Annotated in this window: 24 protein-coding genes; 9 read left to right on the top strand and 15 right to left on the bottom strand. The window is 60.7% G+C overall.

Going from position 1 to position 24,554, the window contains the following annotated elements; translation table 11 throughout:
* Nucleotides 1–111 precede the first annotated feature (111 nt).
* The 9 genes from SSARUM2_RS11040 to SSARUM2_RS11000 all read left to right on the top strand — a co-directional run bounded on the left by SSARUM2_RS11040 (nucleotide 112) and on the right by SSARUM2_RS11000 (nucleotide 9,011).
* Nucleotides 112–972: a pyruvate, water dikinase regulatory protein gene (locus SSARUM2_RS11040; RefSeq protein ID WP_049234269.1), complete on the top strand. Its 861-nt coding sequence runs from the start codon at nucleotides 112–114 to the stop codon at nucleotides 970–972.
* Between the two features lie 197 nt (nucleotides 973–1,169).
* Complete coding sequence (locus SSARUM2_RS11035) at nucleotides 1,170–2,216, top strand: 3-deoxy-7-phosphoheptulonate synthase (protein ID WP_004931381.1); 1,047 nt, start codon at nucleotides 1,170–1,172, stop codon at nucleotides 2,214–2,216.
* 105 nt (nucleotides 2,217–2,321) lie between these two features.
* Complete coding sequence (locus tag SSARUM2_RS11030; protein ID WP_033646302.1) at nucleotides 2,322–2,807, top strand: glutathione peroxidase; 486 nt, start codon at nucleotides 2,322–2,324, stop codon at nucleotides 2,805–2,807.
* A gap of 171 nt (nucleotides 2,808–2,978) precedes the next feature.
* Entirely contained in the window at nucleotides 2,979–3,161 is a 183-nt protein-coding gene (locus tag SSARUM2_RS11025; RefSeq protein ID WP_016927944.1) for a hemin uptake protein HemP, read from the top strand.
* Between the two features lie 94 nt (nucleotides 3,162–3,255).
* Complete coding sequence (locus SSARUM2_RS11020) at nucleotides 3,256–5,298, top strand: TonB-dependent hemoglobin/transferrin/lactoferrin family receptor (RefSeq protein WP_060438742.1); 2,043 nt, start codon at nucleotides 3,256–3,258, stop codon at nucleotides 5,296–5,298.
* Nucleotides 5,299–5,364: 66 nt separating this feature from the next.
* Complete coding sequence (locus tag SSARUM2_RS11015) at nucleotides 5,365–6,402, top strand: hemin-degrading factor (protein ID WP_060438743.1); 1,038 nt, start codon at nucleotides 5,365–5,367, stop codon at nucleotides 6,400–6,402.
* Nucleotides 6,399–7,229: a hemin ABC transporter substrate-binding protein gene (locus SSARUM2_RS11010; protein WP_060438744.1), complete on the top strand. Its 831-nt coding sequence runs from the start codon at nucleotides 6,399–6,401 to the stop codon at nucleotides 7,227–7,229. The genes SSARUM2_RS11015 and SSARUM2_RS11010 overlap by 4 nt, the downstream gene beginning before the upstream one ends.
* A complete protein-coding gene (locus tag SSARUM2_RS11005) occupies nucleotides 7,229–8,233 on the top strand; it encodes an iron ABC transporter permease (RefSeq protein WP_060438745.1) in 1,005 nt (334 codons plus the stop codon). The genes SSARUM2_RS11010 and SSARUM2_RS11005 overlap by 1 nt, the downstream gene beginning before the upstream one ends.
* Nucleotides 8,226–9,011, top strand: a complete 786-nt coding sequence (locus SSARUM2_RS11000) for a heme ABC transporter ATP-binding protein (protein ID WP_033646306.1) — start codon at nucleotides 8,226–8,228, stop codon at nucleotides 9,009–9,011. Before SSARUM2_RS11005 ends, SSARUM2_RS11000 begins: the two co-directional genes overlap by 8 nt.
* Before the next feature lie 37 nt (nucleotides 9,012–9,048).
* Here the strand turns inward: SSARUM2_RS11000 and SSARUM2_RS10995 are convergent, their stop codons facing one another.
* From SSARUM2_RS10995 to SSARUM2_RS10925, 15 genes are all read right to left on the bottom strand, one after another.
* Complete coding sequence (locus SSARUM2_RS10995) at nucleotides 9,049–10,491, bottom strand: protein adenylyltransferase SelO (protein ID WP_060452932.1); 1,443 nt, start codon at nucleotides 10,489–10,491, stop codon at nucleotides 9,049–9,051.
* A gap of 258 nt (nucleotides 10,492–10,749) precedes the next feature.
* Entirely contained in the window at nucleotides 10,750–11,481 is a 732-nt protein-coding gene (locus tag SSARUM2_RS10990; protein WP_033646308.1) for an EAL domain-containing protein, read from the bottom strand.
* A 510-nt stretch (nucleotides 11,482–11,991) separates the two neighbouring features.
* Nucleotides 11,992–13,005 (bottom strand): lipoate--protein ligase A, encoded by a 1,014-nt coding sequence (locus SSARUM2_RS10985; protein WP_033638762.1) that lies wholly within the window; start codon nucleotides 13,003–13,005, stop codon nucleotides 11,992–11,994.
* A 59-nt stretch (nucleotides 13,006–13,064) separates the two neighbouring features.
* Nucleotides 13,065–13,529, bottom strand: a complete 465-nt coding sequence (locus SSARUM2_RS10980; RefSeq protein WP_016927954.1) for an NlpC/P60 family protein — start codon at nucleotides 13,527–13,529, stop codon at nucleotides 13,065–13,067.
* 176 nt (nucleotides 13,530–13,705) lie between these two features.
* Nucleotides 13,706–14,098, bottom strand: coding sequence for a 4-amino-4-deoxy-L-arabinose-phosphoundecaprenol flippase subunit ArnF (gene arnF / locus SSARUM2_RS10975; protein WP_033638346.1), 393 nt, complete (start codon nucleotides 14,096–14,098; stop codon nucleotides 13,706–13,708).
* Nucleotides 14,095–14,439 (bottom strand): 4-amino-4-deoxy-L-arabinose-phosphoundecaprenol flippase subunit ArnE, encoded by a 345-nt coding sequence (arnE, locus tag SSARUM2_RS10970; RefSeq protein WP_033653923.1) that lies wholly within the window; start codon nucleotides 14,437–14,439, stop codon nucleotides 14,095–14,097. The genes arnF and arnE overlap by 4 nt, the downstream gene beginning before the upstream one ends.
* The gene (gene arnT / locus SSARUM2_RS10965; protein WP_033653922.1) at nucleotides 14,436–16,100 is read right to left on the bottom strand and encodes a lipid IV(A) 4-amino-4-deoxy-L-arabinosyltransferase; all 1,665 of its coding nucleotides are present in this window, start codon (nucleotides 16,098–16,100) and stop codon (nucleotides 14,436–14,438) included. Before arnT ends, arnE begins: the two co-directional genes overlap by 4 nt.
* The gene (gene arnD / locus SSARUM2_RS10960) at nucleotides 16,097–17,002 is read right to left on the bottom strand and encodes a 4-deoxy-4-formamido-L-arabinose-phosphoundecaprenol deformylase (RefSeq protein ID WP_033646311.1); all 906 of its coding nucleotides are present in this window, start codon (nucleotides 17,000–17,002) and stop codon (nucleotides 16,097–16,099) included. Before arnD ends, arnT begins: the two co-directional genes overlap by 4 nt.
* On the bottom strand, nucleotides 16,999–18,981 hold the full coding sequence (gene arnA / locus SSARUM2_RS10955) for a bifunctional UDP-4-amino-4-deoxy-L-arabinose formyltransferase/UDP-glucuronic acid oxidase ArnA (RefSeq protein ID WP_033638761.1): 1,983 nt from the start codon (nucleotides 18,979–18,981) through the stop codon (nucleotides 16,999–17,001). The genes arnD and arnA overlap by 4 nt, the downstream gene beginning before the upstream one ends.
* Nucleotides 18,981–19,961 carry an undecaprenyl-phosphate 4-deoxy-4-formamido-L-arabinose transferase gene (gene arnC, locus SSARUM2_RS10950; RefSeq protein ID WP_049196145.1) on the bottom strand — a complete coding sequence of 327 codons (981 nt, stop codon included), beginning with the start codon at nucleotides 19,959–19,961 and terminating at the stop codon, nucleotides 18,981–18,983. The genes arnA and arnC overlap by 1 nt, the downstream gene beginning before the upstream one ends.
* Nucleotides 19,948–21,102 (bottom strand): UDP-4-amino-4-deoxy-L-arabinose aminotransferase, encoded by a 1,155-nt coding sequence (gene arnB, locus SSARUM2_RS10945; protein ID WP_125460742.1) that lies wholly within the window; start codon nucleotides 21,100–21,102, stop codon nucleotides 19,948–19,950. Before arnB ends, arnC begins: the two co-directional genes overlap by 14 nt.
* A gap of 396 nt (nucleotides 21,103–21,498) precedes the next feature.
* Nucleotides 21,499–22,254, bottom strand: coding sequence for a vitamin B12 ABC transporter ATP-binding protein BtuD (gene btuD, locus SSARUM2_RS10940; protein ID WP_047567824.1), 756 nt, complete (start codon nucleotides 22,252–22,254; stop codon nucleotides 21,499–21,501).
* A gap of 5 nt (nucleotides 22,255–22,259) precedes the next feature.
* Nucleotides 22,260–22,811 (bottom strand): glutathione peroxidase, encoded by a 552-nt coding sequence (locus tag SSARUM2_RS10935; RefSeq protein WP_033638331.1) that lies wholly within the window; start codon nucleotides 22,809–22,811, stop codon nucleotides 22,260–22,262.
* A gap of 45 nt (nucleotides 22,812–22,856) precedes the next feature.
* On the bottom strand, nucleotides 22,857–23,864 hold the full coding sequence (gene btuC / locus SSARUM2_RS10930) for a vitamin B12 ABC transporter permease BtuC (RefSeq protein ID WP_033638330.1): 1,008 nt from the start codon (nucleotides 23,862–23,864) through the stop codon (nucleotides 22,857–22,859).
* A gap of 178 nt (nucleotides 23,865–24,042) precedes the next feature.
* A complete protein-coding gene (locus SSARUM2_RS10925) occupies nucleotides 24,043–24,459 on the bottom strand; it encodes a DUF2502 domain-containing protein (protein WP_033638328.1) in 417 nt (138 codons plus the stop codon).
* Nucleotides 24,460–24,554: the final 95 nt, after the last annotated feature.

Here is a 24,554-nt window from a genome sequence, read left to right as displayed (position 1 = left end):
AACGCGCTTTTCTTCACGCGCCGCCGCAAGGCGCTTTACCGCCCCGCCGTCACAATTTTTCCCCTCGCCCCTTTACCGGCGGATCGTCTGCGGCTCATGATATTGACAGTGATGACAGCAGTAACACCGTTTTCAGGTAAGGAGCCTCGGGTGGAAAGAAGCGTTTTTTATATTTCGGATGGTACGGCGATCACCGCCGAAGTGCTGGGACACGCGGTGCTGTCGCAGTTCCCGGTCACGGCGACCACCTATACCCTGCCGTTTGTCGAAACCGAGGCGCGCGCTCGCGCAGTTCGCCAACAAATCGATGATATCTATAATGAAACCGGCGTGCGGCCGCTGGTGTTTTACTCCATCATCTCGCCGGAAGTGCGCGATGTGATCGTGCAGAGCCAGGGCTTCTGCCAGGATATCGTGCAGGCGCTGGTCGGCCCGCTGCAGGGCGAGCTGGAAGTGGAGCCGACGCCGGTGCCGAACCGCACCCACGGTCTGACCGCCAGCAACCTCGGCAAGTACGACGCGCGCATTGCCGCCATCGACTATACGCTGGCGCACGACGACGGCATTTCGCTGCGCAACCTCGATCAGGCGCAGGTGATCCTGCTCGGCGTGTCGCGCTGCGGCAAAACCCCCACCAGCCTTTATCTGGCGATGCAGTTCGGCATCCGCGCCGCCAACTACCCGTTTATCGCCGACGATATGGACAATTTGCACCTGCCGGCCTCGCTGAAACCGTTTCAGCATAAATTATTCGGCCTGACCATCGATCCGGAACGCCTGGCGGCGATCCGCGAGGAACGGCGTGAAAACAGCCGTTACGCTTCATTGCGCCAGTGCCGTATGGAGATCGCCGAAGTCGAGGCGCTGTTCCGCAAAAATCAGATCCGCTACCTCAATACCACCAACTATTCGGTCGAAGAGATCTCCACCAAAATCCTCGACATCCTCGGCATGAGCCGCCGCATGTTCTGACCTTTTCCTCGCGGGGCCGCCGCGCCCCGCCACCTGCCGTTTATTTCAGCAGCCGCTGATTTTTTTGTGCTTTTTTTCGCGGCTTTGATCAACAGAACACAATCTCTACGGTTGAATTCAGCGCTTTTTGCGTTATTGTGATCGCCATCACTTCCCGGCACTCCTGCCGCAGAGAAGAACAGTTTCCAGGGAACAACATGCACAAAACAGATGAACTGCGGACCGCGCGCATCGACAGCCTCGTCACGCCGCAAGCGTTGGCGGACAAGCTGCCGATCTCGGCGGCCGTCGCCGACAACGTGACCGCGTCACGAAAACGCATTGAAAAAATCCTCACCGGTGAAGACCGCCGCCTGCTAGTGGTGATCGGCCCCTGCTCCATCCACGATCTCGACGCCGCCGTCGATTACGCCGGCCGGTTGAACGCCCTGCGCGAACGCTACCAAGATCGCCTGGAGATCGTGATGCGCACCTATTTCGAAAAACCGCGCACCGTCGTCGGCTGGAAAGGCCTGATATCCGATCCGGCGCTGGACGGCACCTTCCAGGTCAACCGCGGCATCGAAATGGCGCGCCGCCTGCTGCTGGAAGTGAACCAGCTCGGCCTGCCGACCGCCACCGAATTCCTGGACATGGTGGTCGGCCAATACATCGCCGATCTGATCAGTTGGGGCGCCATCGGCGCGCGCACCACCGAAAGCCAGATCCACCGTGAAATGGCCTCGGCGCTCTCCTGCCCGGTCGGCTTCAAAAACGGCACCGACGGCAACACCCGCATCGCCATCGACGCCATTCGCGCGGCGCGCGCCGGGCACATGTTCCTGTCGCCGGACAAACATGGCCAAATGACCATCTACCAGACCAGCGGCAACCCGTACGGCCACATCATCATGCGCGGCGGCAAAACGCCGAACTATCACGCCAGCGACATCGCCGCCGCCTGCGACAGCCTGCGCGAGTTCGATCTGCCGGAACACCTGGTGATCGACTTCAGCCACGGCAACTGCCAGAAAATGCACCGCCGCCAGCTGGAAGTGGCCGACAACGTCTGCCAACAGATCCGCGCCGGCTCCGCCGCCATCACCGGCGTGATGGCGGAAAGCTTCCTGGTGGAAGGCACGCAGAAGATCGTCGCCGGCCAGCCGCTGACCTATGGCCAGTCGATCACCGATCCTTGCCTGAGCTGGTCCGACAGCGAACAGTTGCTGGCGATGCTGGCGGATGCGGTCGATAGCCGTTTCTGACGCAACGCAGGCCGGGGCCTCGCCCCGGCTTTATCCCTTCTGTCCCGCTCATCTATACTGATTGCAACGCTTTAGCACCCGCCGAAACGCACCTGGAGCCACGGCATGATTCACTCTCTGTTATCCATCCCCTGCGTCACGCTGCAGGGCGAGCAAAAAACGCTGGGCGATTACCCGGCGCGCGCTTATCTGGTGGTCAACACCGCCAGCAAGTGCGGCTTCACCCCGCAATACCGCGGGCTGGAAAATTTGTGGCAATACTATCGCGAACGCGGCCTGGTGGTGCTCGGCTTCCCCTGCAACCAGTTTGGTTCTCAGGAGCCGGGCAGCCCGCTGGAGATCGCCAACTTTTGCAGCCTCAACTACGGCGTCAGTTTCCCGCTGTTCAGCAAGATAGACGTTAACGGCCCCGGCGCGCACCCGCTGTTCAATGAGTTGAAACGCCTGGCGCCCGGCATTCTGGGCAGCCGCCGCATCAAATGGAATTTCACCAAGTTCCTGCTCACCGCCGACGGCCAGCGCGTCACGCGCTTTGCGCCGATCACCAAGCCCGAACGCCTGTTTGACCGCATCGAAACCCTGCTGAAATAACGCCCCTTTTTTACGGGCCGGGTACGCTTGGCCCGCCGCCGGATGTCCATTCGACAAAAAGGTTCCATCGGTAAGAAAATTTTCCTTGATGTAACCTTTCCTTCACATGATAATGATTCTCAGTTTGATATTAATTACCATTTAATGATCTGTTTTATAAGCACAATGATAATGGATACTGCCAACACGCCTACCCCCGCCGCCGCGGCCCCGACCGAGCACAGCGCAAACGCGCCGCCCAGCTACGACAGCGCACAGCTGCTCGGCGCCGACGGCATCGCGTTCATTACCCATCAGGGCCAGCGCTATCAGCTGCGGCAGACCAAAGCCGGGAAATTGATCCTGACCAAATAACCACAGAACCCTCAAACGCCAGCCACCCCGATCTTTTGATCCAGGCAGCCAGCAAATCTATTGATATGTTTTATTACATACGGAGAGTTGCACCATGCCTCTGACATTTTCCACCCGGCTGCGTTTTTCCGCTTTGAGTCTGGCGATTGCCTGCGCTCTGCCTACGGTGGCCTTGGCACAAAACACCAGCACAACATCCTCTTCCAACGCGGCGCCGGCCAAAAAAGCCAAAGCCGCCGACGAGACCATGACCGTGGTCGCCACCGGCAACCAGCGCAGCAGCTTTGAAGCGCCGATGATGGTCACGGTCATCGAAGGCAACTCGCCGGAAAGCCAGACCGCCACTTCGGCCGCCGATATGCTGCGCCGCGTACCGGGCATCACCGTCAACGGCACCGGGCGCAGCAACGGCCAGGACGTGACGATGCGCGGCTACGGAAAAAACGGCGTGCTGACGCTGGTCGACGGCATCCGCCAGGGGACCGATACCGGCCACATCGGCGGCACCTTCCTCGATCCGGCGCTGGTCAAGCGCATTGAAATTGTGCGCGGCCCCTCTGCGTTGCTGTACGGCAGCGGCGCACTGGGCGGCGTTATCGCCTACGAGACCGTTGATGCCGCCGATCTGCTGCTGCCGGGCCAGGATACCGGGTTCCGCGTCTACGGCACCGCCAGCACCGGCGATCACAGCCTGGGCATGGGCGCCAGCGCCTACGGTAAGACCGATAACCTCGACGGTTTGCTGTCGTTTGGCACCCGCGACGTCGGCGATCTGCGCCAGGGCAACGGCTTCGATGCGCCTAACGACGAAACCATCAGCAACGTGTTGGCCAAAGGCACCTGGAAGATCGACGACAATCAGTCGCTGAGCGGCGATCTGCGCTACTACAACAACAGCGCTCAAGAGCCGAAAAATCCGCAGACGCCGGGCAGCTCGAGCGGCAACCCGATGACCAACCGCTCGACCATCCAGCGCGATGCGGCATTGAGCTATAAACTTAAGCCGGTCGGCCAGGATTGGCTGGACGCCACCGCAAAGCTGTACACCTCGGAAGTCAAAATCAATGCACACAACGCCGGCGCGACCGACGAATTCCGCAAGCAGACCACCAACGGCGGCAAGCTGGAAAACCGCACGCGCCTGTTCGCCGACAGCTTTGCGTCACACCTGCTGACCTACGGCTCCGAGGTCTATGAACAGAAACAGCAGCCGGGCGGCGCCACCACCAGCTTCCCGCAGGCCAAGATAAACTTCGCCTCCGGCTGGCTACAGGATGAAATTACGCTGCGCGACATTCCGGTCACCGTGCTGGCAGGCACGCGCTACGACGATTACAAAGGCAGCAGCCAGGGCCACGAAGACGTCAAGGCCGACAAATGGTCGTCCCGCGGAGCCCTGAGCTACTCGCCGACCGACTGGCTGATGCTGTTCGGTTCCTATTCCCAGGCCTTCCGTGCCCCGACCATGGGCGAGATGTACAACGATTCGCGCCACTTCCCCGGCAACTATTGGGTACCCAATCCTAATCTGCGGCCGGAAACCACCAGCACCACCGAAGCCGGTTTCGGGCTGCGCTTCGACGATCTGCTGTTGGCGGATGACAGCCTGCAATTCAAGGCCAGTTACTTCGATACCGATGCCAAAGACTACATCTTCATGTATGTCACTCGCACGCAGACCGCCTCAGCGAATATCTCTCGCGCCAAAATTTGGGGTTGGGACACCTCGCTGAACTATCAGACCAAGTGGTTTAACTGGGATCTGGCTTACAACCGTACACGCGGCAAGGACAAGTCTCGCAATGGCGAGCTGAACGCGAAAAGCGGCGATTGGCTGGCCGACATCAGCCCGGATACCGTTACCAGCTCGCTGGACGTGCCGCTGGGCGAAACCGGTCTGTCCGCCGGCTGGGTCGCCACCTTCGCCGAACGCGCCAAGCGAGTGCCCGCCACCTACTCGGAACAAGGCGGCTATGGCGTCAACGACTTCTATCTGAGCTACAAGGGCCGCGATCGGCTGCAGGGCATGACCACCACCGTGGTGCTGGGCAACGCCTTCGACAAGGAATATTACTCGCCGCAGGGCGTCCCGCAGGATGGCCGCAACGCCAAACTGCTGGTCAGCTACCAGTGGTAATCATTTGACTATCTGGCGGACAACCCGGTTGTCCGCCGTTCGCATTACAGCGCAGGAGAATCCCGCATGAGCAACACCCTATACGAACGCTACCAACAGGCTAAAATCGATCACCCCGGTAAATACGCCCGCGATCTGGCGGCGATCCTCGGCGTCAGCGAAGCGGAGCTGACGCACGCCCGCGTCGGCCACGACACCCGCCGCCTGCAGGCCGACGCGCGCACCCTGCTGACCGAGCTTGAGCAGGTCGGTGTCACCAAGTCCATCACCCGCAACAGCTATGCGGTGCATGAGCAGATGGGCCGCTACCGCAACCAGCACCTCAACGGCCACGCCGGGCTGATCCTCAACCCACGCGAGCTGGATCTGCGCCTGTTCCTCAACCACTGGACCAGCATCTTCGCCATGAGCGAAACCAACAAGCGCGGCGTGCGCCACAGCATTCAGTTCTTCGACCAACAGGGCGATGCGCTGCACAAGGTCTACACCACCGAGGAAACCGATCTGCCGGCCTGGATGGCGCTGGTGGAGCGCCACCTGAGCGAAGAAAACCCGGCGCTGGCGCTGCAGCCCGCCGAGGCGGCAACCACCGATGAAACGACGCAGGATCATGCCAAAATCGACGGTGAGTGGCGCGCGATGACCGACGTTCACCAGTTCTTCCAGCTGCTGAGCCGCAACAAGCTGACGCGCCAACAGGCCTTCCGCGCCGTCGGCGACGATCTGGCCTACCAGGTGGACAACAGCGCGCTGTCGCAGCTGCTCGAAGCGGCGCAGCAGCAGCAAAACGAGATCATGATCTTCGTCGGCAACCGCGGCTGCGTGCAGATCTTCACCGGCCAGATCGAACGTTTGATGCCGCAGGAAGGCTGGATCAACGTGTTCAACCGCCGCTTCACGCTGCACCTGATTGAAGACGCCATCGCCGAAAGCTGGATCACCCGCAAACCGACCAAGGACGGTATCGTCACCAGCCTGGAGCTGTTCGCCGCCGACGGCACACAGATCGCGCAGCTGTATGGCCAGCGCACCGAAGGCCAGCCGGAACAAACCCAGTGGCGCGAGCAGGTTGCCGCGCTCGCCGCCAAGGACATCGCCGCATGAAATCTTCCTTGATCCGCCGCCTGGCGTTGATGATGTCGCTGGCGCTGCCGCTCACCGCCTCGGCGGCGCAGCGCATCGTCTCGATCGGCGGCGACGTGACGGAAATCGCCTTCGCGCTCGGCGCCGGCGACGAGGTGGTCGCCCGCGACAGCACCAGTCTGCATCCGGAAGCGGTGAAAAAGCTGCCGGACGTCGGCTACATGCGCCAGCTGAACGCCGAAGGCATTTTGGCGCTGAAGCCGACGCTGGTGCTGACGACCGAGCTGGCACAGCCGGCGCTGGTGCTCAAACAGCTGGCGGACAGCGGCGTCAAAGTGGTCAGCGTGCCGGGTGACACCACCCTGCAGGCGGTGCCGCAAAAAATCGCCGCGATCGCCGCCGCGCTGCAACGCGTTGAGCAAGGCAAACAGCTGAGCGAGCGCTATCAACAACAGCTGGCGGCGGTGGATACCTCCTCGCTGCCGGTCAAGGTGCTGTTCGTAATGAGCCACGGCGGCATTACGCCGATGGCCGCCGGGCAACACACCGCTGCCGACGCGGTGATCGCCGCCGCCGGGCTGAAAAACGCCATGCAGGGCTTTGACCGCTACCGGCCGCTGTCGCAGGAAGGCGTCATCGCCAGCGCGCCGGATCTGTTGCTGGTCACTACCGACGGCGTGCGCACCCTCGGCGGCGAACAGCAGCTGTGGACGCTGCCGGGCCTGGCGTTGACGCCGGCAGGCAAGCAGCGCCGCGTGCTGATCGTCGATGACATGGCGCTGCTGGGCTTCGGTCTGGAAACGCCGGCGGCGCTGGCCAAGCTGCGCCACGCGGCGGAGCAAAAGTAATGCGCTGTCGCACCTCGCCTCAGCTGGCCATCATCGGTCTGCTGGTGCTGCTGACGCTGCTGGCGCTGGTCGCCGCCAACCTGGGCGCGCTGACGCTGTCGTTTCGCACCCTATGGCGCGAACCCTTCAGCGACGCAGCCTGGCACATCTGGTTGAACATTCGCCTGCCGCGCGTGCTGCTGGCGGTGGTGATCGGCTGCGCGCTGGCGGTGTCCGGCGCCGTGATGCAAGGGCTGTTCCGCAACCCGCTGGCGGATCCGAGCCTGCTGGGCATCAGCAGCGGCGGCGCGCTGTTTGTCGCGCTGTTCATCGTGATGCCGCTGGCGTTGCCGGTGACGATCGCGCTGTACGGTCATATGCTGGCGGCGTTCCTCGGCAGCCTGCTGGTGTCATTATTGATCTACGGCATCAGCCGCAGCGGGCACGGCAATCTGTCGCGGCTGCTGCTGGCGGGCATCGCCATCAACGCCCTGTGCATGGCGGCCATCGGCGTGCTCTCTTACGTCAGCAGCGATCAACAGCTGCGCCAGTTCTCGCTGTGGATGATGGGCAGCCTCAGCCAGTCGCAGTGGCCGACCCTGGCGGTTTCCGCCTCCCTGATCCTGCCTGCGGCGCTGCTGACGCTGCTGCAGGCGCGCCGACTGAACCTGTTGCAGTTGGGGGACGAAGAGGCCCACTACCTCGGGGTGAACGTCCAGCGCGCCAAGCTGCAGCTGCTGTTGTTGAGCGCCTTGCTGATCGGCGCGGCGGTAGCGATGAGCGGTGTGATCGGCTTCATCGGCCTGGTGGTGCCGCATCTGGTGCGCATGCGCCTCGGCGGCGATCACCGCTGGCTGCTGCCCTGCTCCGCGCTGGGCGGCGCCTGCCTGCTGCTGGTCAGCGATACGCTGGCGCGCACGCTGGTGGCGCCGGCCGAAATGCCGGTGGGGCTGATGACCAGCCTGATTGGCGGTCCCTATTTCTTGTGGCTGGTGATGCGCCAGCGGGAGCGAGCCGGTGGATAACGCCGCCTGCCTGACAGCCCGGGAGCTGCGTTACAGCCTCGGTACGCGCCGGTTGATCAACGACGTTTCGCTCAGCCTTGCCGGCGGTGAAATGGTGGCGATTATCGGCCCTAACGGCGCCGGCAAATCGACGCTGCTGCGCTTGCTGACCGGCTATTTGACGCCGGACTGCGGCGAATGTCGGCTGCTTGACCGCCCACTGGAACACTGGGCGCCGCAACAGTTGGCCAAAGTCCGGGCCGTGATGCGCCAGTACAGCGATTTGGCGTTTCCGTTCAGCGTGGAAGAAGTGGTCAGCATGGGGCGTTCGCCGCACGGCAAACGCGACGAGCATCAGGCGATCCAACAGGTGATGGCGCAAACCGACTGCCTGGCGCTGGCGCAGCGCGACTACCGCCAGCTGTCCGGCGGCGAACAACAGCGGGTGCAGCTGGCGCGGGTGTTGGCGCAGCTGTGGCAACCACAGCCGTCCCCCGCCTGGCTGTTCCTCGACGAACCGACCTCGGCACTGGATCTGTATCACCAGCAGCACACTCTGCGCCTGCTGCGCTCGCTGACGCGCCAACAGCCGCTGGGCGTCTGCTGCGTGCTGCACGATCTCAATCTGGCCGCGCTGTACGCCGATCGGATCCTGCTGTTGCATCAGGGGCGGTTGGTGGCGAGCGGCACGCCGCAGGAAGTGTTGCAAACGGAGATCCTCACCCGCTGGTATCAGGCCGATCTCGGCGTGGTGCATCATCCCGAAGTGTCGCTGCCGCAGGTCTACCTGCGCCAATAAAAAATTTAAGGGCGCTATCAAGCGCCCTTTCTTCATCTCAGCTGGAGCAGGAAATCTCCAGGTGCTTGCCCCAGTCCGGCGGCAGCGCGGCGAGATCGTCATACTCCGGCACATCGTCGAACGGCCGCAGCAGGGCCTGATGCAATCGCTGCAAACGGCCCACGTCGTCGTTCTCCGCGTCCTCAATCGCCTGCTGCGCCAGGTAGTTGCGCAGGATCAGCCGCGGATTCACCGCCTTCATCGCCCGTTGCCGCTCCGCATCGCTCACCTGCTCCTGTTGCAAACGCTGTCGATACTGCTGATACCAGGCGTCGAACGCCGCGCGATCGATAAACTCGTCGCGCAGCGGCGACTGCGCCTGCTGCTGTTCGGTCTCGCTCAACAGGCGGAACGTGCGGGTATAGTCCCGCCCTTCCTGCGCCATCAGTCCCAGCAGACCGGTGAGCACGTCGTTGTCCTGCGCCGTCGGCGTGAAGAAGCCGAGTTTGGCGCGCATCTGTTCGCCGTAGGCGCGCATCAGCGCCGGCTCATACGCCGCCAGCGCCTGCTGCAGCTGTTCGGTGGACATCAGCCCCGATAGGGTCTGCGCCAGACGATGCAGGTTCCACAACGCCACCGCCGGCTGATTGTCGAAGGCGTAACGCCCCTGGTGATCGGAATGGTTGCAGATATAGCCGGGCTGGTAGTCGTCAAGGAAGCCGTAAGGGCCGTAATCGATGGTGATACCGAGAATCGACATGTTGTCGGTGTTCATCACGCCGTGCGCGAAACCGACGGTTTGCCAATGGGCGATCAGGCGCGCCGTCCGTTCGACCACGTCGGTAAACCACAACAGGTAGCGCTCGGCCTGATCCTGCAGCTGCGGCCAGTGACGGGCAATGACGAAATCCGCCAGCTGCCGTACCTGCTCCGGCTGTTTACGGTAGTAAAAGTGTTCGAAGTGGCCGAAGCGCACGTGGCTTTCCGCCACCCGCATCAGCATGGCACCGCGTTCCGGCTGCTCGCGGAACACCGGCTGCCTGCTGGTGACGATGGTCAACGCTCGGGTGGTGGGGATCCCCAAATGGTGCAGCGCCTCAGAGGCCAGAAACTCGCGGATAACCGAACGCAGCACCGCGCGGCCGTCCCCCATGCGCGAATACGGCGTAAGCCCGGCGCCCTTCAGGTGCCAGTCGCGGTGGCTGCCGTCCGCCAGAACCTGTTCGCCAAGCAAAATGCCGCGGCCATCGCCCAACTGCCCGGCCCACACGCCGAACTGGTGGCCACTGTACACCTGCGCCAGCGGCTGCATGCCCGGCAGCAGCGTTTCTCCCGCCCAAATCGGGGTTTTATCCTGAGTAAACCAGCTTTCATCCAGCCCCAGCTCGCGCGCCAGCGGCTCGCTGTGGTACAGCAGGCGCGCATCCTTGAGCGGCGTCGGGTTCAGAGCGGTGTAGAAGCCGGGTAACTGTTGGTAGTAAGCGTTATCGAACTGCGGCATAGGCCCTCCGTTTCAGCGTAGTGTAGAGCCTGAACGAGCGGATTAACACCGAAGGAATGCAGGGAGAACGCATCCGCCTGTCGTCAGGACGGATGCGGGGAGTTTGGCGTTCCGCCTGGCTGAGGAAGCGCGGGTTTAATGCCGGCTGATAAACGGTGTTATCAGCCCAACAACGAGGATCAATAACGGTAGCGGAATCACGGTAACCTCACTCCGCGCATGATTTACCTCATTGTGTGTAATTTTTTATATCACTTCTTAATTATTGAACTCGCTGGGCGTCGCCAGCAAAGCTTGCAGATTATCCACACCAACGCTGGGCCATAAAAAACCTTGCAGACCTAAAACACCGGCGTACCTGAGTTTATTAAAATACTCTTTTTTCTCTATTCCTCCGACGATCACGCCTTTACATAACAGATTGATATTCTTTAACAACGAGTCGATGACCACGTCATATCCCTGATGGGTAAACAGCTGCCAGTAAAAACGCTTGTCTATCTTTACGTAGTCAAACAAACCATCGTACAACGCGGTCAGCGTGGCTTTACCGGAACCGAAATCATCGAGCCACAGCGTAAACATTTCGCTTAATCGCCGCACGCTCGGGTTGTTCTTCCCGGCCGAAAGATTCGGAAAACTCTCACTCACTTCAAATGCAATAAAAGGATATTGCCCGATCCGTTGGCACAACGCCGAATCGGAAAGAATAAGCTCAACGATGGTTTCTTCGATATTGATGGTCAACTGCACGTTGTTACCGGTAAACCAAGCCGCATGTTGCTCCGCAAGTTTCAGTTGCTCATTAAATAACTCAATCCTTTGTTCAGGCGCCAATAAATTAATCCCAATTTCGGCCGGCATGGCTAAATCACCGTCGAGACTGTTGAATCGGCTCAACATTTCCACCGCCAACAGCCCGCCCTCCATTGAGTAAACAGGTTGAAAAACATAGCTACTAATAAAGTCAGCTTCGAGTTGGATGTTCATTTTAATGCCACAGGATGAATGGCTAGCGTATCATCGTATATCAATATATTTTATCGATCAATCCCTCTGGGATTAATCGGAAATATCAATGTAAATACCCATGAAATATCATTTAATTGATAGATTAAAGCTATACGACAATCGTGAAAGGCGCAAAGAAAAGCAGCCGAACTTATGCCATGGCGCCCGCCAAACGCGTTATGTGAAAAGGTATTTGGCTTAAGTAGAATGGATTGACGGCCAAATTTGACTTATCTCCTTTGTTTTATTTAAGAAAAATCTTAAATAAAGTAAAATAATCTTCCCGCCTTAACGCCGATTTTTCCTGCCGTTAACGATGACTGATTAAATTTAATAACGCATCAATTCCGCCCGTTATTCTCGGCATTGAAAACGCAAAAAAATGCCCACCTTGATTTTCAGAAAATCTGCGCTACCGCTGTGCAAAACGTCGATTTCAGCGATAAAAAAAGGGATGAGCACGCTCATCCCTTCATCACCTGGCCTCCGCTAACGGATCGTTTCACTCAGCCATTGCCGCAGTTCGGCTAATTCGGCCGCCTGCTGAGGATAGTCCGCCATCAGTCGATCACAGCAGGCGGCAACGGGCTCGCTTCGATACGGGCAGCCCACCAGCATATCCGCCAGCCGCTGCAGCGGGGCGGGATTAAGGCTGTCGGTGAACGCCTGCGCGCGAACGATAGCCCCCTTCTCCACATCGAAGAACAGGTCTACGCCGCCCCAGACAAAGCGCTCGTTAAGCAAGTGGCTGAACGCCGGCGCCTTGCCGAAATTCCATTCCCAGCTGCTTTGTTTGGCGAACTGCGCGGCAAAATCGGGCAGATCGGGGAACACGTCCGGCGAAATGATCTCCGGCTCGGCCGTTTCGCCATAGTGGGCGAAGAAAGCCTGCACGATGGCGTCGCATACCTGCTCATGGCTGATGCCCGGCAAAAACTCCGCCAGATTGGCGACGCGTGAACGCACCGAGGTGATGCCCTTGGCCTGCAGCTTTTTGGGATCCGGATTGAGGTAGTTCGCCAGCCGTTCCAGGTCGGCGTTCAGCAGCAGCGTGCCGTGGTGGAAACCGCGATCCTGGGTTTCTCGATAGGCCGAGCCGGATATTTTACGCGGCCCGTCGGCGGTTTCCATCACCAGATCGTTGCGCCCCGACGCGCCGGCCGCGACGCCCAGCTGCCGCAGCGCTTGCAAAATGATGTCGGTCGAGACGCTCTTGTCGTAGCCCGGCTTGCCGGCCATAAAGGTGAAACAGGTGTTGCCCAGGTCGTGAAATACCGCCCCGCCGCCGCTGCTGCGCCGCGCCAGCCGAATGCCGTCCTGCTCCATGCGCCGGGTGTTGCACTCTTTCCAGGGGTTCTGCGACTGGCCAATCACCACCGTTTCGGCATTGCGCCACAGGAAGAGAATTTTTTGCGTGGTCATTTCGCGGAAGATGCACTCTTCCACCGCCAGGTTGAACCAGGGATCGTAGGAGTCGGAGATCAGTAAACGCAGGCTGTTCATGGCAGGCACCGTCCAAAACATGAGATGCCGCCATGATACACCAAATCAATGGGTTAAGGCTAAATGCGTCGCGCCTGCCAGTACACCCGCTTCCAGTAGACGTTATCGAGCGAGGAGCGGATCACCCCGCGGCTGGTCGACGCATGGATAAATTGGTCGTTGGTATCGTAAATGCCGACGTGCAGGCCGTTCTCACCGCCGCCGGTTTTGAAAAACACCAGATCGCCCGGCATCAGCTCATCGCGTGAGACCTTGGTGCCCAGCGAGGTCTGTTCTTCGGTCGAACGCGGCAGTTGCATGTCAAAACGATCGCGGAACGTGCGGTAAACAAAGCCGGAACAATCTACCCCGCCCCGATCCAGGCCGCCGTAACGGTATGGCGTGCCGTACCACTGGCGCAGCTGCTCATTGAGCTGGGCCACCACCACGATAGAGTCCGCCAGGCGGCCGCTGGGCGGCGGCGCATGGCTGCTGCACCCGGCGAGGATCAAACTGGCTAATAAAAACCACACACGCATCCGCATAATATCCCTTCATTGAACACGTTGCCGCATTATGCCATCCGGTACACCACCACACCGCCTGCGAGGCAAAGCCGGCACCACGTAAGGAGAGCGCTATTTGGCGTTAATTTATCTCCCGCACGGGGAAAAAGGCAAGCGCCATAAGGGAGATAATGACAGGATCGCCGGTTTTGGCCCTATTCCGGCGATTTAGTCTCGGACTTGCTGTTAATCAGCCAGACGCCGAACAGAATAAACAGCGTGCCCAGCGTTTTCAGCAGCGTAGCGGACTCGTTGAACCACGGCAGGATCACCGCCGCCAGATAGACCAGCGCATAACTGACGCTCAACAGAGGATAAGCACGGTTTAACGGCAGGTGGCGCAGCGCAAAGAACCAACACAGCATCGACAGCGCATAACCGCAGATGCCGCCGCCCACCGCCAACAGCGGCAGCCAGTAGCCGCCGATCAGCGCCAGCGAGACGTCGGCGAACGACATCAGCGGGATTTGCACCATGCCCCACTTCATCAGCAACTGCGCCAACGTCACCAGCAACACGCTGGCGGCGCCCCAGGCATAGCCCCTCATGAATGCACGCTCATCAGCAGGATCCCCAACATAATCGACGCTACGCCGCACCAGTGGCGGGCGGTCGTCGGCTCATGAAACAGCCAGCGCGCCGCCAGCGTCACCATCACGAAGTTCAGGCTGAGCATCGGGTAAGCCAGGCTGAGCGGCAGGCGTTGCAGCACATTGAGCCACACCGCCATGCCCAGCCCCAGCAGCAGCACCGCCAGCGCCAACCAGCGCAGCGTCAGCTTCAGCCGCGCCTCGTCCGCCCGTTCCCAACAGTGCGCCGCCTGTTTCTGGCACAGCTGCCCACCACAGGTGAGCAGGCTGACCACAATCACCAACAGAAAACCCATCATGGTTGCTGTTTATACCACATCAGCACCAGGCGGTTCATGCGATCCACCTTGTCTGCGGCGGGCAGTTCCTGCGGCAGCGCTTCGCCACGGGACAGCTGCAGCACCAGCGACACGTTCCCCTGCTTGCGCGCCTGCGCCAGCCACTGCGGGAAGTCGGCATCGCTGATCAGGTGCCCCTTGGCGTCCGGGTACTCCAGACCATAGGCCACCTCGCCTTTCTGGCTGTACATCAGCACGTCGCTGCGCTTCAGCTCCCAGGCCAGGCCGGCCGCCAGCCCGACGCTGTCGCTCAACACATAGCGGCTGTCGCTCAGTTCGGCCATCGTGGCGCGGGCAAAGTTTTGCGGCAGTTTGGAATCGGTCACCTGTTGCGGGATGGCGTAACCGATCACCAGGCACAGCAGCACCGGGCAAGCCGCCGCCCAACGCCATTGGCGGCCGTTGTCGCGTACGGAAACCAGCGCGAACAGCAGCCAGCCGCCGAAGGCGATCAGGCCGAGCACCAGTTTCGGCCACTCCTGCGGAGTAAACAGATGTGCCTTCGGCAGCAGACCGGAGCTCAACACCACCAGCGCCACGATGCCGATCAGGCCGAACAGGCCGTTCAGCCAGGCGTTGGCCTTGAACAGCCTGGCGCGCAGCGTGGCGGCGTAGTCTTCCGCATAGGCGGTCATCAGCAGCGCCAGCGGGGCCATGCACGGCAGAATGTAGGTCGGCAGCTTGCCTTTGGCGATGCTGAAGAAGATCAGCGGCATCAGCGCCCAGCTCAGCAGGAAGAACAGCTCCGGACGCTGTACGCGCTCGCGCCAACCCTTGAGCAGCGCACCAGGCAGCAGCGCCAGCCACGGCAGCACCGCCGCCAGCAGGACCGGCAGGTAATACCAGAACGGCGCCTTGTGCTGGGCGTTATCTTCGGCGAAACGCTGAATATGCTCGACCCAGAAGAAGTAATTCCAGAAATCGGGTTCGCGTTGCGCGATCGCCAGCGCCCACGGCAGGCTGAGCAGCGTAGCGGTCACGATCGCCACCGGGCCATAGCACAGCAGATCCTTGATGCGGCGTTGCTGAATGACTATCGGGATCACCGCGATCACCGGCACCGCCAGCGCCAGGAAGCCCTTGGTCATAAAGCCCATGCCGCAGGCCAGGCCCAGCAACGCGTAAGCGCCCAGCTTGCCTTTGACCGAGGTGGCTTTCAGCGTCAGGTAATAACTGACCATCGCCGCCGCCAGCCACAGCGAGATCATCGGATCCAGCACGCTGTAGGTGCCGATGCTGAACACCAGTACCATCGACAGGAACATCAGCGCCGCCAGGCTGGCGCGGCGCGCATTGCGCCACATCAGCATCGCCAGCGCGAACACCAGCAGCGCGGTCATGCCGGTGCTGAACACCGAGCCGAAACGCACCGCAAAGTTGTTTTCGCCAAACAGCCACTGGCTGATGTTATTGAACCAGTAACCCGCCACCGGCTTTTCGAAATAGCGCAGCCCCAGCAGGTGCGGCACGACCCAATCGCCGCGCTGCAGCATTTCACGGCTGATCTCGGCATAACGCGTCTCATCCGGCTGCCACAGCAGGCGGCCGTTAAGCGGGATCAGGTAAACCAGAGCAAAAAAAACGGCCAGCACAATGGCCCAGGATCCTTTTAGCGCCTTCATGTAACGTCCTTCACATCGGTTTGACAGCCCAGCCAACCTTCGCGGCCGGGGAAAGGAGCGCGCTTGATGCGGCCCAACGGCAGTGACGCCAAATCTTGCGGTAACAGCGCGCTCAGCGGACAGAATTCGATGCCCTGCCGCTGTGCGCGTTGCAATAACTGTTCGAACATCGCCGCCTGCGACATGCCTTCCACTTCGGTGTGAATGGTGTACACCGGCACGCCGCGATCGTTCTCGATGGCGCGCAGAATATAGTCGTTGAAGTCGGCCATGCTGACTTCGCTGCCAATCACTTCATCGAAGGTCGGCAGCGTCACCGGGATCTGCACCGTACCGTGGCGTCCGTCGCTCAGCACCGGACGGAACGGATGGGTGCCGCGGCAATCGCTGTTGTAATGGAAGCCGAAGCGTTGTTTGACCTCCAGCACGCGCGTATCGGCGCGCCAGCCCGCCACGGCGGAGCATTTCACCGGCTGGCCGGTGCTGGCGCTCAGGGCGTCGACGCCCAGCTGTACCTGTTCGGTCAGCTGCGCCTCGCTCCACTTGCCGACCCTGGCCTGCCACCCCTGGTGATCCCAGGCGTGCAGCCCGACCTCATGGCCGGCTTCGGCGGTGCGCTTCATCAGCGGCCCCAGCGCGCGTGAAATGTTGCGCCCCGGCCAGGCGGTGCCGGCCAGCAGAATGTCCAGACCGTACAGCGAGGCGGCGTTCGAACGCAGCATTTTCCACAAAAATTTCGGACGCAAAAGGCGCCAAAGATGGCGCCCCATGTTGTCCGGTCCCACGCTGAAGAAGAAGCTGGCCTGAATGTCGTACTTTTCGAACAGATCCAGCAACTGCGGCACCCCTTCACGGGTGCCGCTGAAGGTATCTACATCAACCCGCAGACCGACTTTCTTCATGCACCGTTCCCTTCCTGAACGGTAGTGCGCAGGAAGTAGTCCAGCGTATCGGCGATGGTTTGCTTCATCTCGATGGTCGGCTGCCAGCCCAGCAGGCGGTGAGCATTTTTGATGCTCGGCGTGCGGTGCTCGACGTCCTGATACCCTTTACCGTAGTAGCTGCTGCTCTCCACGTCCTTGAAGCCGGCAAACGGCGGGAAGCGGTCGCGCAGCGGATGGTTGTTGAAGCTTTCCAGCAGCATTTCCGCCAGTTCGCGGATGCTCGCTTCGTTGGTCGGGTTGCCGATGTTGACGATCTGGCCGTCGCACAGGCCGTCGCGGTTCTCGATAATGCGGAACAGCGCTTCGATGCCGTCGTTGATGTCGGTGAAGCAACGTTTCTGCGCGCCGCCGTCCATCAGTTTGATCGGCGAACCTTCCACCAGGTTGAGGATCAGCTGGGTGATGGCGCGGGAAGAACCGATGCGCGCCGCGTCCAGGTTATCCAGGCGCGGCCCCATCCAGTTGAACGGACGGAACAGCGTGAACTTCAGGCCTTCTTTGGCGCCGTAAGCCCAGATCACCCGATCCAGCAGCTGTTTGGAGACCGAGTAGATCCAGCGCTGTTTGTTGATTGGCCCGACGATCAGGCGCGAATGGTCTTCGTCGAACTCTTTGTCGTCGCACATGCCGTACACTTCAGAGGTGGACGGGAAGATGATGCGCTTGTTGTATTTCACGCAGTCGCGAACGATCTTCAGGTTCTCTTCGAAGTCCAGCTCGAACACGCGCAGCGGGTTACGGGTGTATTCGATCGGCGTCGCGATCGCCACCAGCGGCAGCACCACGTCGCATTTCTTGATGTGATACTCGATCCACTCGGAGTGGATGCTGATGTCGCCTTCCACGAAGTGGAAGCGCGGGTTGTCGAGGAAGCGGCTGATGGCGTCAGAGCCGATATCCAGACCGTAGATGTCGTAGCGATCGTCGCGCAGCAGGCGCTCGGTCAGGTGGTTGCCGATGAAGCCGTTGACCCCGAGGATCAGTACGCGGGTGCGGCGTTTCATCGCGGCGTTCGGCTTGGCGGCCAGACGCACGTCGGTGACGATGCCCATTTCCTGCGCCAGGCGGCTGCCCTGCACGTACAGACCGCTGTCGTTTTGACCGGCGACGATCTCCAGCGCGCCTTCGCCACAGGCGATGACCAGCGGCGAGGTGCTCAGCACGGTGCCCGGCTGCTTATCGTGTTGGGTATCCAGCACGCGAGAGCGCCAGACGATCAGCTGGCGCTGGCCGAGGTAGCTGAACGCCCCCGGGTACGGCTCGGTGACGGCGCGCACCAGGTTGTTGATCTCTTTGGCGGATTTGTGCCACAGGATCTCGCCGTCCGCCGCGCTGCGGCGGCCGAAGTAGCTGGCCTGGGACTCATCCTGCTTGGTGAAGGTGGCGGTGCCGTTCTTCAGCTTCGGCAGTTGCTCTTTCAACACGATCTGCGCGGCTTCCAGCACTTTTTTGTGCAGCGTCAGCGCGGTATCGCTGTCGGCGATGGCCACTTTTTGCTGCCCGACGATGTCGCCGGCGTCGGGGCGTTTCACCATCTTGTGCAGCGTGGCGCCGGTTTCGGTTTCGCCGTTCACCAGCGCCCAGTTCACCGGCGCACGGCCACGGTAACGCGGCAGCAGCGAACCGTGCAGATTGAAACCGCCCTGCGGTGCCAGCGACAGGATCTCGTCGCTCAGCATGTGGCGGTAATAGAACGAGAAGATCACGTCCGGCTGCAGTGCGCGAATGCGGTCAACCCACAGCGGGTGGTTTACGTCCTCTGGCGCATAGACCGGCAGATCCAATTCGGCGCCCAAACGGGCCACGGAGGAGAAGAAGTTGTTCTCGCCAGGGTCGTCGGTGTGCGTGAACACGGCCTGCACGTCATAACCCGCCTCAGTCAGCGCTTTCAGACCGGCGCAGCCAATATCATGGTAAGCAAATACAATAGCTTTCATCATTCTTCTTCCTGAGTATTGTGGTCCTGCTGTGCACCGACCACTTTCTGAACAAAATAGCGAGGACGCGCGCGCACGTCGGTATAGATGCGGCCGATGTATTCACCCAGTAGCCCCATGCCGACAAACTGGGCGCCGATAAAGGTGAACAGGACGGCGAAAAGGGTGAACACGCCGCCGGCGGCCCATTCAGGGCCGAGCAGCAGACGCAGCGCTATCAGCACCAGCGCCAGCACAAACCCGGACAGCGCCACGATGCTGCCGACCACGCTGAGCAAACGCAGCGGCGTGGTGGTCAGGCAGGTGATCAAGTCATACATCAGGTTGATCAGCTTCATCAGGCTGTACTTGGAGTCACCAAACTCGCGTTCGGCGTGACGCACGTCGATCTCGGTCGTGCGGCGGGCGAAGGTATTCGCCAGGATCGGGATAAAGGTGCTGCGCTCATGGCAGTGCAGCATCGCCTCAACGATATGACGACGGTAGGCGCGCAGCATGCAGCCGTAGTCCCCCATCGACTTGCCGGTGGCGCGTTGAATCATCATGTTGATCACGCGCGAGGCGCTTTTGCGGAACCAAGAGTCCTGACGGTTGGCGCGCACGGTGCCCACCACGTCATAGCCCTCTTCCGCCACGCTGACCAGCCGTGGGATCTCCTCCGGCGGGTTCTGCAGATCGGCGTCCAGCGTAATCACCAGATCGCCGGTCACCTGATTGAAACCGGCCATAATGGCCGAGTGCTGGCCATAGTTGCGGTTCAGCAAGACGGCGATCACGTGGCTATCCGGCTTTTCCGCCGCCGCAGTCAGCATGTCAGCGGAGTTGTCGCTGCTGCCATCGTCGACGAGGATGATTTCATAAGGTTGAGATAACTGCTTACAGGCGGCAGTAGTCCGCTCCAGCAACGCCGGCAGGCTTTCCTGCTCGTTGTATACCGGGATGACTACCGAGACTTTTTTAATCGGTTCAACGCGAGGCACGTAAAGACTCCACAACAGAAGACAAGGCATTGACCACGCGATCCACGTCGGCGTCGGTCATATCAGGGAATAGCGGTAAGGTGCACAGCCGCGCCGAGTTCCATTCGGTATTCGGCAAAGAAAGCTGCGGATAACGCTCACGGTAGAATTTCTGAGTATGCGCGGCGCGGAAATGCAGCCCGGTGCCGACGCCAACCTCTTTCAGGCGCTCCATCAGCTGGTCGCGATCGATGCCGCAACGCGCGGGATCGACGCGGACCATAAACAGGTGCCAGGCGTGATCATGCGGATAATCCGGCACGCCCAACGGTTGGAACGGCGAGCCTTCCAGCGCGCTCAGGTAGCGCTGTGCCAGCGCCTTACGGCGCGCGTTCAGCTCAGCAAAGCGCGATAGTTGCACCACGGCGATCGCCGCATGAATGTCGGACAGGTTGTATTTGTAACCCGGCTCCACCACTTCGGCCTGCGGTTTGCGGCCAAGCTGCTGGCGATCGAAGGCATCGACGGCCAGACCGTGGAACTTCAGGCAACGCAGGCGATCCGCCAGCGCATCGTCGTCGGTGGCGATCAGGCCGCCTTCGGCGCAGGTCACGTTTTTAATCGCGTGGAAAGAGAAAATCGCCGTGCCGCGTGCGCCGACCCATTCGCCGTTGTAGCGCGTGCCGACCGCGTGGGCGGCGTCTTCGATCAGCGGCAAGCGATGGCGTGCGGCTACGGCGCGCAGCGCATCCATTTGCAGGGGAGCACCGGCGTAATGCACCGGAACAATCGCTTTGGTGTTCGGGGTGATGGCAGCCTCGACATCGGCGGCGCTGACCATCAACGTATCACGGTCAACGTCGATCATCACCGGCGTGGCGCCCAGCAGCTCGATCATGTTGAGGGTGGAGACCCAGGTTTGCGAAGGGGTGATGACTTCGTCGCCGGGGCCGATACCCAGCGCCATCAGCGTGATGTGCATACCCGCCGTGGCGGAACTGACGGCGATGGCGTGCTTACAGCCGAAAGTGGAGCAGAAGTCGCTTTCCAGTTGCTGGTTTTTCGGCCCGGTGGTGATCCAACCGGAACGCAACACTTTCTCTACCGCGGCGATTTCTTCATCGCCGATGGCCGGACGAGAGAAAGGCAAAAATTGATCCATAGTTAACCCCAAACGTATCGAGCTGCTTTGATGACACTGTAAATCCCTTTCGTTTAACGAATATTAAACGCCAGAGAAGAATCGTTTCCGTGGATTAACTGACAATGTAAGGCCGCAAGCTTAACTAAACCTTAAGACGAGACGTGTCATCAGTGGGAGAACTGATGGATAGGTGCCGTCATCATTAATTTAAATTTACTATGAAAATCAATTTACTATATATATTAATAATTATTTACTTATTTTATTTTTGCCGAATCAAGCCTAGCACGTCATTGACGCTTTTCAATAAAACCCACGATAAAATGAGCGGTGGAACAATAATAGCCGATGATTACCCGGCTATTTATATTCACTACGTTTAGTTTTCGTTTACATTTATGCTGCCGGGACGAATTAAGCCGTGCGCGTCATGATCCAACGCTGGTTCCCCACCCATTGCAGGTGAAAATCCACTTCATAGATCTGCGACAACAGGTCGGGCGCCATCACCTCACGGGTGATGCCCTGCGCGACCAGCTGCCCAGCGTGCAGCAACCAAACCCGATCGGCCTGCTGCAGGGTATGATTCAGATCGTGCGCGCACACCAGCGCGCTGCGCCCACTTTGACAGAATTCGCGCAGCAGGCGATCCAGCGCGACCTTTTGCGCCACATCCAGGCTATTGGTCGGTTCATCCAGCAACAACAATCGGCTGTGCGGATTGACGCTGGGCCACACCTGCAGCAACACCGCCGCCAGCCGCACCCGCTGCCATTCGCCACCGGAAAGCTGCGTCAACGTGCGTGACAGCTTATCCACCAGCTTCAACCGCTGGCATAGATAGAGAATGGCGTGCTCCACCTCGGTTTGCGCCGCGCCGGCAGGCCGGTGCAACGCCAAATACTGAAACACCGGCATCAGCGACACCGGCGGCTGTTGCTGGCTGAGATAGCCGCGCCGGCATGCCAGCGCGTGCCCCGGATAATCGGCCAACGCGCGTCCGTCCAGGCAGACTTCGCCCAGCCCCGGCAGCATGCCCGCCACCCGCGCCAACAGGGTGCTCTTCCCTGCGCCATTGGGGCCGATCAGGTGAACCTGCAACCCGCCGTCAATCTGTGCCGAAAAAGGCGCCAGGCGCCCCGCCACCCCAACCTCAACGAGTTGCAGCATCTGTCTTATCCTGCCAGCGCTTGTTTCACCGCCGCCACCAGCGCCGGATCTTCCGGCGTAGTGTCAGGCGAGAAGCGCTGGATCACCGTGCCGTCGCGCGCGATCAGGAATTTCTCGAAGTTCCACAGAATATCGCCGGGGTGCTTCGGCGCACGCCCTTTGCTGGTCATCCGCGCCAGAAACTCGCTGCCCTGCGGTGCGACAGCCTCCGGCTGTGCGGCAATCAGCGCCTGGTACAGCGGATGACGGCGTTCGCCGTTCACCTCAATCTTGGCGAACATCGGGAATTGCACGCCGAAGGTGCCACGGCAAAACGCCAGGATCTCTTCGTTGCTGCCCGGCTCCTGGCCCAGGAATTCATTGGACGGGAACCCGAGGACTTCCAGCCCTTGATCGCGATAGGCTTCGTACAGCGCTTCCAGCCCTTCGTACTGTTTGGTCAGGCCGCACTCCGAGGCCACGTTGACCACCAGCAACACCTTACCCCGGTAGGCGCCCAGCGTGGTCGGCTGATTTTCAATGGTTTGTAACGGCAGGTTGTCGATTGGCTTGCTCATCGGTTGTCATCCTTTGGTTTTTTAATGGCAGGTGAATGAAGAGAACTACCTTACGCCTTTTGCCCGGGTCAGTAACCAGATAAATAGCGGCGCCCCCAGCGTGGCGGTCACCACGCCGATCGGCAGCTCGGCCGCCAGCAGCGCAATGCGGGCAACCACATCGGCCACCAGCAACACCCCGGCCCCGGCCAGCGCGCAGGCCGGCAACAGATAGCGTTGGTCGGTCAGGCCGATAAGCCGCAAGATATGCGGGATCACCAGCCCAACGAAGCCAATCACCCCGGCGAGCGCCACGCTGACGCCGACCAGCCAGCCGATCGCCAGCACCAGCAGGTTACGCCACAGATGCAGCGACAGCCCTAGTTGCCGCGCCTGTACCTCGCCCAGCGCCATCAGGTTGAGCGCTTTGCCCTGGCCACACAACCACAGCAGCACCGGCAGCAGCGCCAGCACCAGCCACTTTTGGCGCCAGTCGACCCCGCCGAAACCGCCCATCATCCAGTACATCAGCTGCCGCAGATCGAGGCTGGTGCTGAAATAGACCGCCCAGGTCATCAGCGCGCTGCACACGATGCCCAGCGCTACGCCGACCAGCAACAGCCGCGCATTGGTCAGACGTCGGCGGCGAGCGAAGCCCAGCAACAGGAAGGTCATCGCCAGCGCACCGGCTATCGCGGCGGCGCTCATCAGCGCCACCGGCAACAACCCCTGCCCCAACAACACCGTCAGCACCAGCGCTACGCCGGCGCCGTTAGCGACGCCCAGCAGACCAGGCTCCGCCAGCGGGTTTTCAAACAGCGCCTGCATTACCGCGCCCGCCACCGCCAGGGCGGCACCGACCAGCATCACCGCCAGCGCGCGCGGCAAACGCAGTTGCCAGACGAACAGTTGCGCCCGATCGCTGAACCACTCTGACGGCCATATCCATTGGTCGCCGGCGCAAAGGCTGAACAGCAACGCCACCGCCACGCCCAGCGCCAACAGACCGATCTGGCGTTTATCGCGGTAGCGTTGATGTTGCAACAATAAGGTGAAGGTACGACTGGTTGGCATGGCGCGGCGGTTCCCTGCCGGCCGCTGTCGTGGCCGGATAATTGACGTTTGAGTCGAATATTAGGGGGTTAACGCCGCAAGGGGAAGCCTTGCGTGGATGATGGCGCAGGAAAGCAGCGGCTGGCCTTGCCCGTCATCGCAACGATGATGGCAAAACCAGCCGCCGATAAACTCAGGGTTAACGATGCGGGCCGGCGTTGCCCGGTGGATAAGGCTGGCCGCGGCCGTCATCGCGGCGGTCGGAAGCACCGCGATCGTCATGATTGCGCTCGTGGTCGCGATTATCGCGATCGCCGCGGAACGGATTGCCGCTGCGTGCCGGCTCACGGTGATCATAGCCACGCGGCGGCGATGGCTGCCAGCGGCCGCCGTCCCAGTACATGCCGCGCGCATTGCGCTCACCCAGACCGCGGCCCTGATGCGCATGCCACCACTGCGGTGGACGCCAGTCGTAACCATCCCAGTAGTAGCCGCGACGGTCCTGATCCCCAAGATGCAGAGAAACGCCCGGCACATTGATATCGACAGAGACATCGGCCTGCGCCGCCAGCGGCAGCAACAGCGGGAAACACACCAGCAACAGGATCTTTTTCATTTTGCCTTCTCACTCTATTTTTCTTGCTGCAGTGGTTATATCAGCGCGTTTATTTAACCACTATCTCACCGATGCCTATTTTCAGATTGTTTTCG

Origin of the sequence: Serratia sp. K-E0102 (assembly GCF_029962625.1) — a bacterium.
Lineage (GTDB): Bacteria > Pseudomonadota > Gammaproteobacteria > Enterobacterales > Enterobacteriaceae > Serratia > Serratia sarumanii.
The sequence above is the reverse complement of the archived record's forward strand: the minus strand, read 5'-3'. Positions and strand labels throughout refer to the sequence as shown.

Excerpts from the sequence above, each read along its gene's own strand:
- arnD (WP_033646311.1), bottom strand. The coding sequence starts at position 17,002 with ATGAAGAAAGTCGGTCTGCGGGTTGATGTAGATACCTTCAGCGGCACC.
- SSARUM2_RS10925 (WP_033638328.1), bottom strand. The coding sequence starts at position 24,459 with ATGAAAAAGATCCTGTTGCTGGTGTGTTTCCCGCTGTTGCTGCCGCTG.
- btuC (WP_033638330.1), bottom strand. The coding sequence starts at position 23,864 with ATGCCAACCAGTCGTACCTTCACCTTATTGTTGCAACATCAACGCTAC.
- SSARUM2_RS11020 (WP_060438742.1), top strand. The coding sequence starts at position 3,256 with ATGCCTCTGACATTTTCCACCCGGCTGCGTTTTTCCGCTTTGAGTCTG.
- SSARUM2_RS11030 (WP_033646302.1), top strand. The coding sequence starts at position 2,322 with ATGATTCACTCTCTGTTATCCATCCCCTGCGTCACGCTGCAGGGCGAG.
- btuD (WP_047567824.1), bottom strand. The coding sequence starts at position 22,254 with ATGCTGCAACTCGTTGAGGTTGGGGTGGCGGGGCGCCTGGCGCCTTTT.
- SSARUM2_RS10980 (WP_016927954.1), bottom strand. The coding sequence starts at position 13,529 with ATGCGGATGCGTGTGTGGTTTTTATTAGCCAGTTTGATCCTCGCCGGG.
- SSARUM2_RS10995 (WP_060452932.1), bottom strand. The coding sequence starts at position 10,491 with ATGCCGCAGTTCGATAACGCTTACTACCAACAGTTACCCGGCTTCTAC.
- SSARUM2_RS11005 (WP_060438745.1), top strand. The coding sequence starts at position 7,229 with ATGCGCTGTCGCACCTCGCCTCAGCTGGCCATCATCGGTCTGCTGGTG.
- arnF (WP_033638346.1), bottom strand. The coding sequence starts at position 14,098 with ATGAGGGGCTATGCCTGGGGCGCCGCCAGCGTGTTGCTGGTGACGTTG.
- SSARUM2_RS10990 (WP_033646308.1), bottom strand. The coding sequence starts at position 11,481 with ATGAACATCCAACTCGAAGCTGACTTTATTAGTAGCTATGTTTTTCAA.
- arnA (WP_033638761.1), bottom strand. The coding sequence starts at position 18,981 with ATGAAAGCTATTGTATTTGCTTACCATGATATTGGCTGCGCCGGTCTG.
- arnE (WP_033653923.1), bottom strand. The coding sequence starts at position 14,439 with ATGATGGGTTTTCTGTTGGTGATTGTGGTCAGCCTGCTCACCTGTGGT.
- arnT (WP_033653922.1), bottom strand. The coding sequence starts at position 16,100 with ATGAAGGCGCTAAAAGGATCCTGGGCCATTGTGCTGGCCGTTTTTTTT.
- SSARUM2_RS11015 (WP_060438743.1), top strand. The coding sequence starts at position 5,365 with ATGAGCAACACCCTATACGAACGCTACCAACAGGCTAAAATCGATCAC.
- SSARUM2_RS11040 (WP_049234269.1), top strand. The coding sequence starts at position 112 with ATGACAGCAGTAACACCGTTTTCAGGTAAGGAGCCTCGGGTGGAAAGA.
- SSARUM2_RS11035 (WP_004931381.1), top strand. The coding sequence starts at position 1,170 with ATGCACAAAACAGATGAACTGCGGACCGCGCGCATCGACAGCCTCGTC.
- SSARUM2_RS11010 (WP_060438744.1), top strand. The coding sequence starts at position 6,399 with ATGAAATCTTCCTTGATCCGCCGCCTGGCGTTGATGATGTCGCTGGCG.
- SSARUM2_RS10985 (WP_033638762.1), bottom strand. The coding sequence starts at position 13,005 with ATGAACAGCCTGCGTTTACTGATCTCCGACTCCTACGATCCCTGGTTC.
- SSARUM2_RS11025 (WP_016927944.1), top strand. The coding sequence starts at position 2,979 with ATGGATACTGCCAACACGCCTACCCCCGCCGCCGCGGCCCCGACCGAG.
- SSARUM2_RS10935 (WP_033638331.1), bottom strand. The coding sequence starts at position 22,811 with ATGAGCAAGCCAATCGACAACCTGCCGTTACAAACCATTGAAAATCAG.
- arnB (WP_125460742.1), bottom strand. The coding sequence starts at position 21,102 with ATGGATCAATTTTTGCCTTTCTCTCGTCCGGCCATCGGCGATGAAGAA.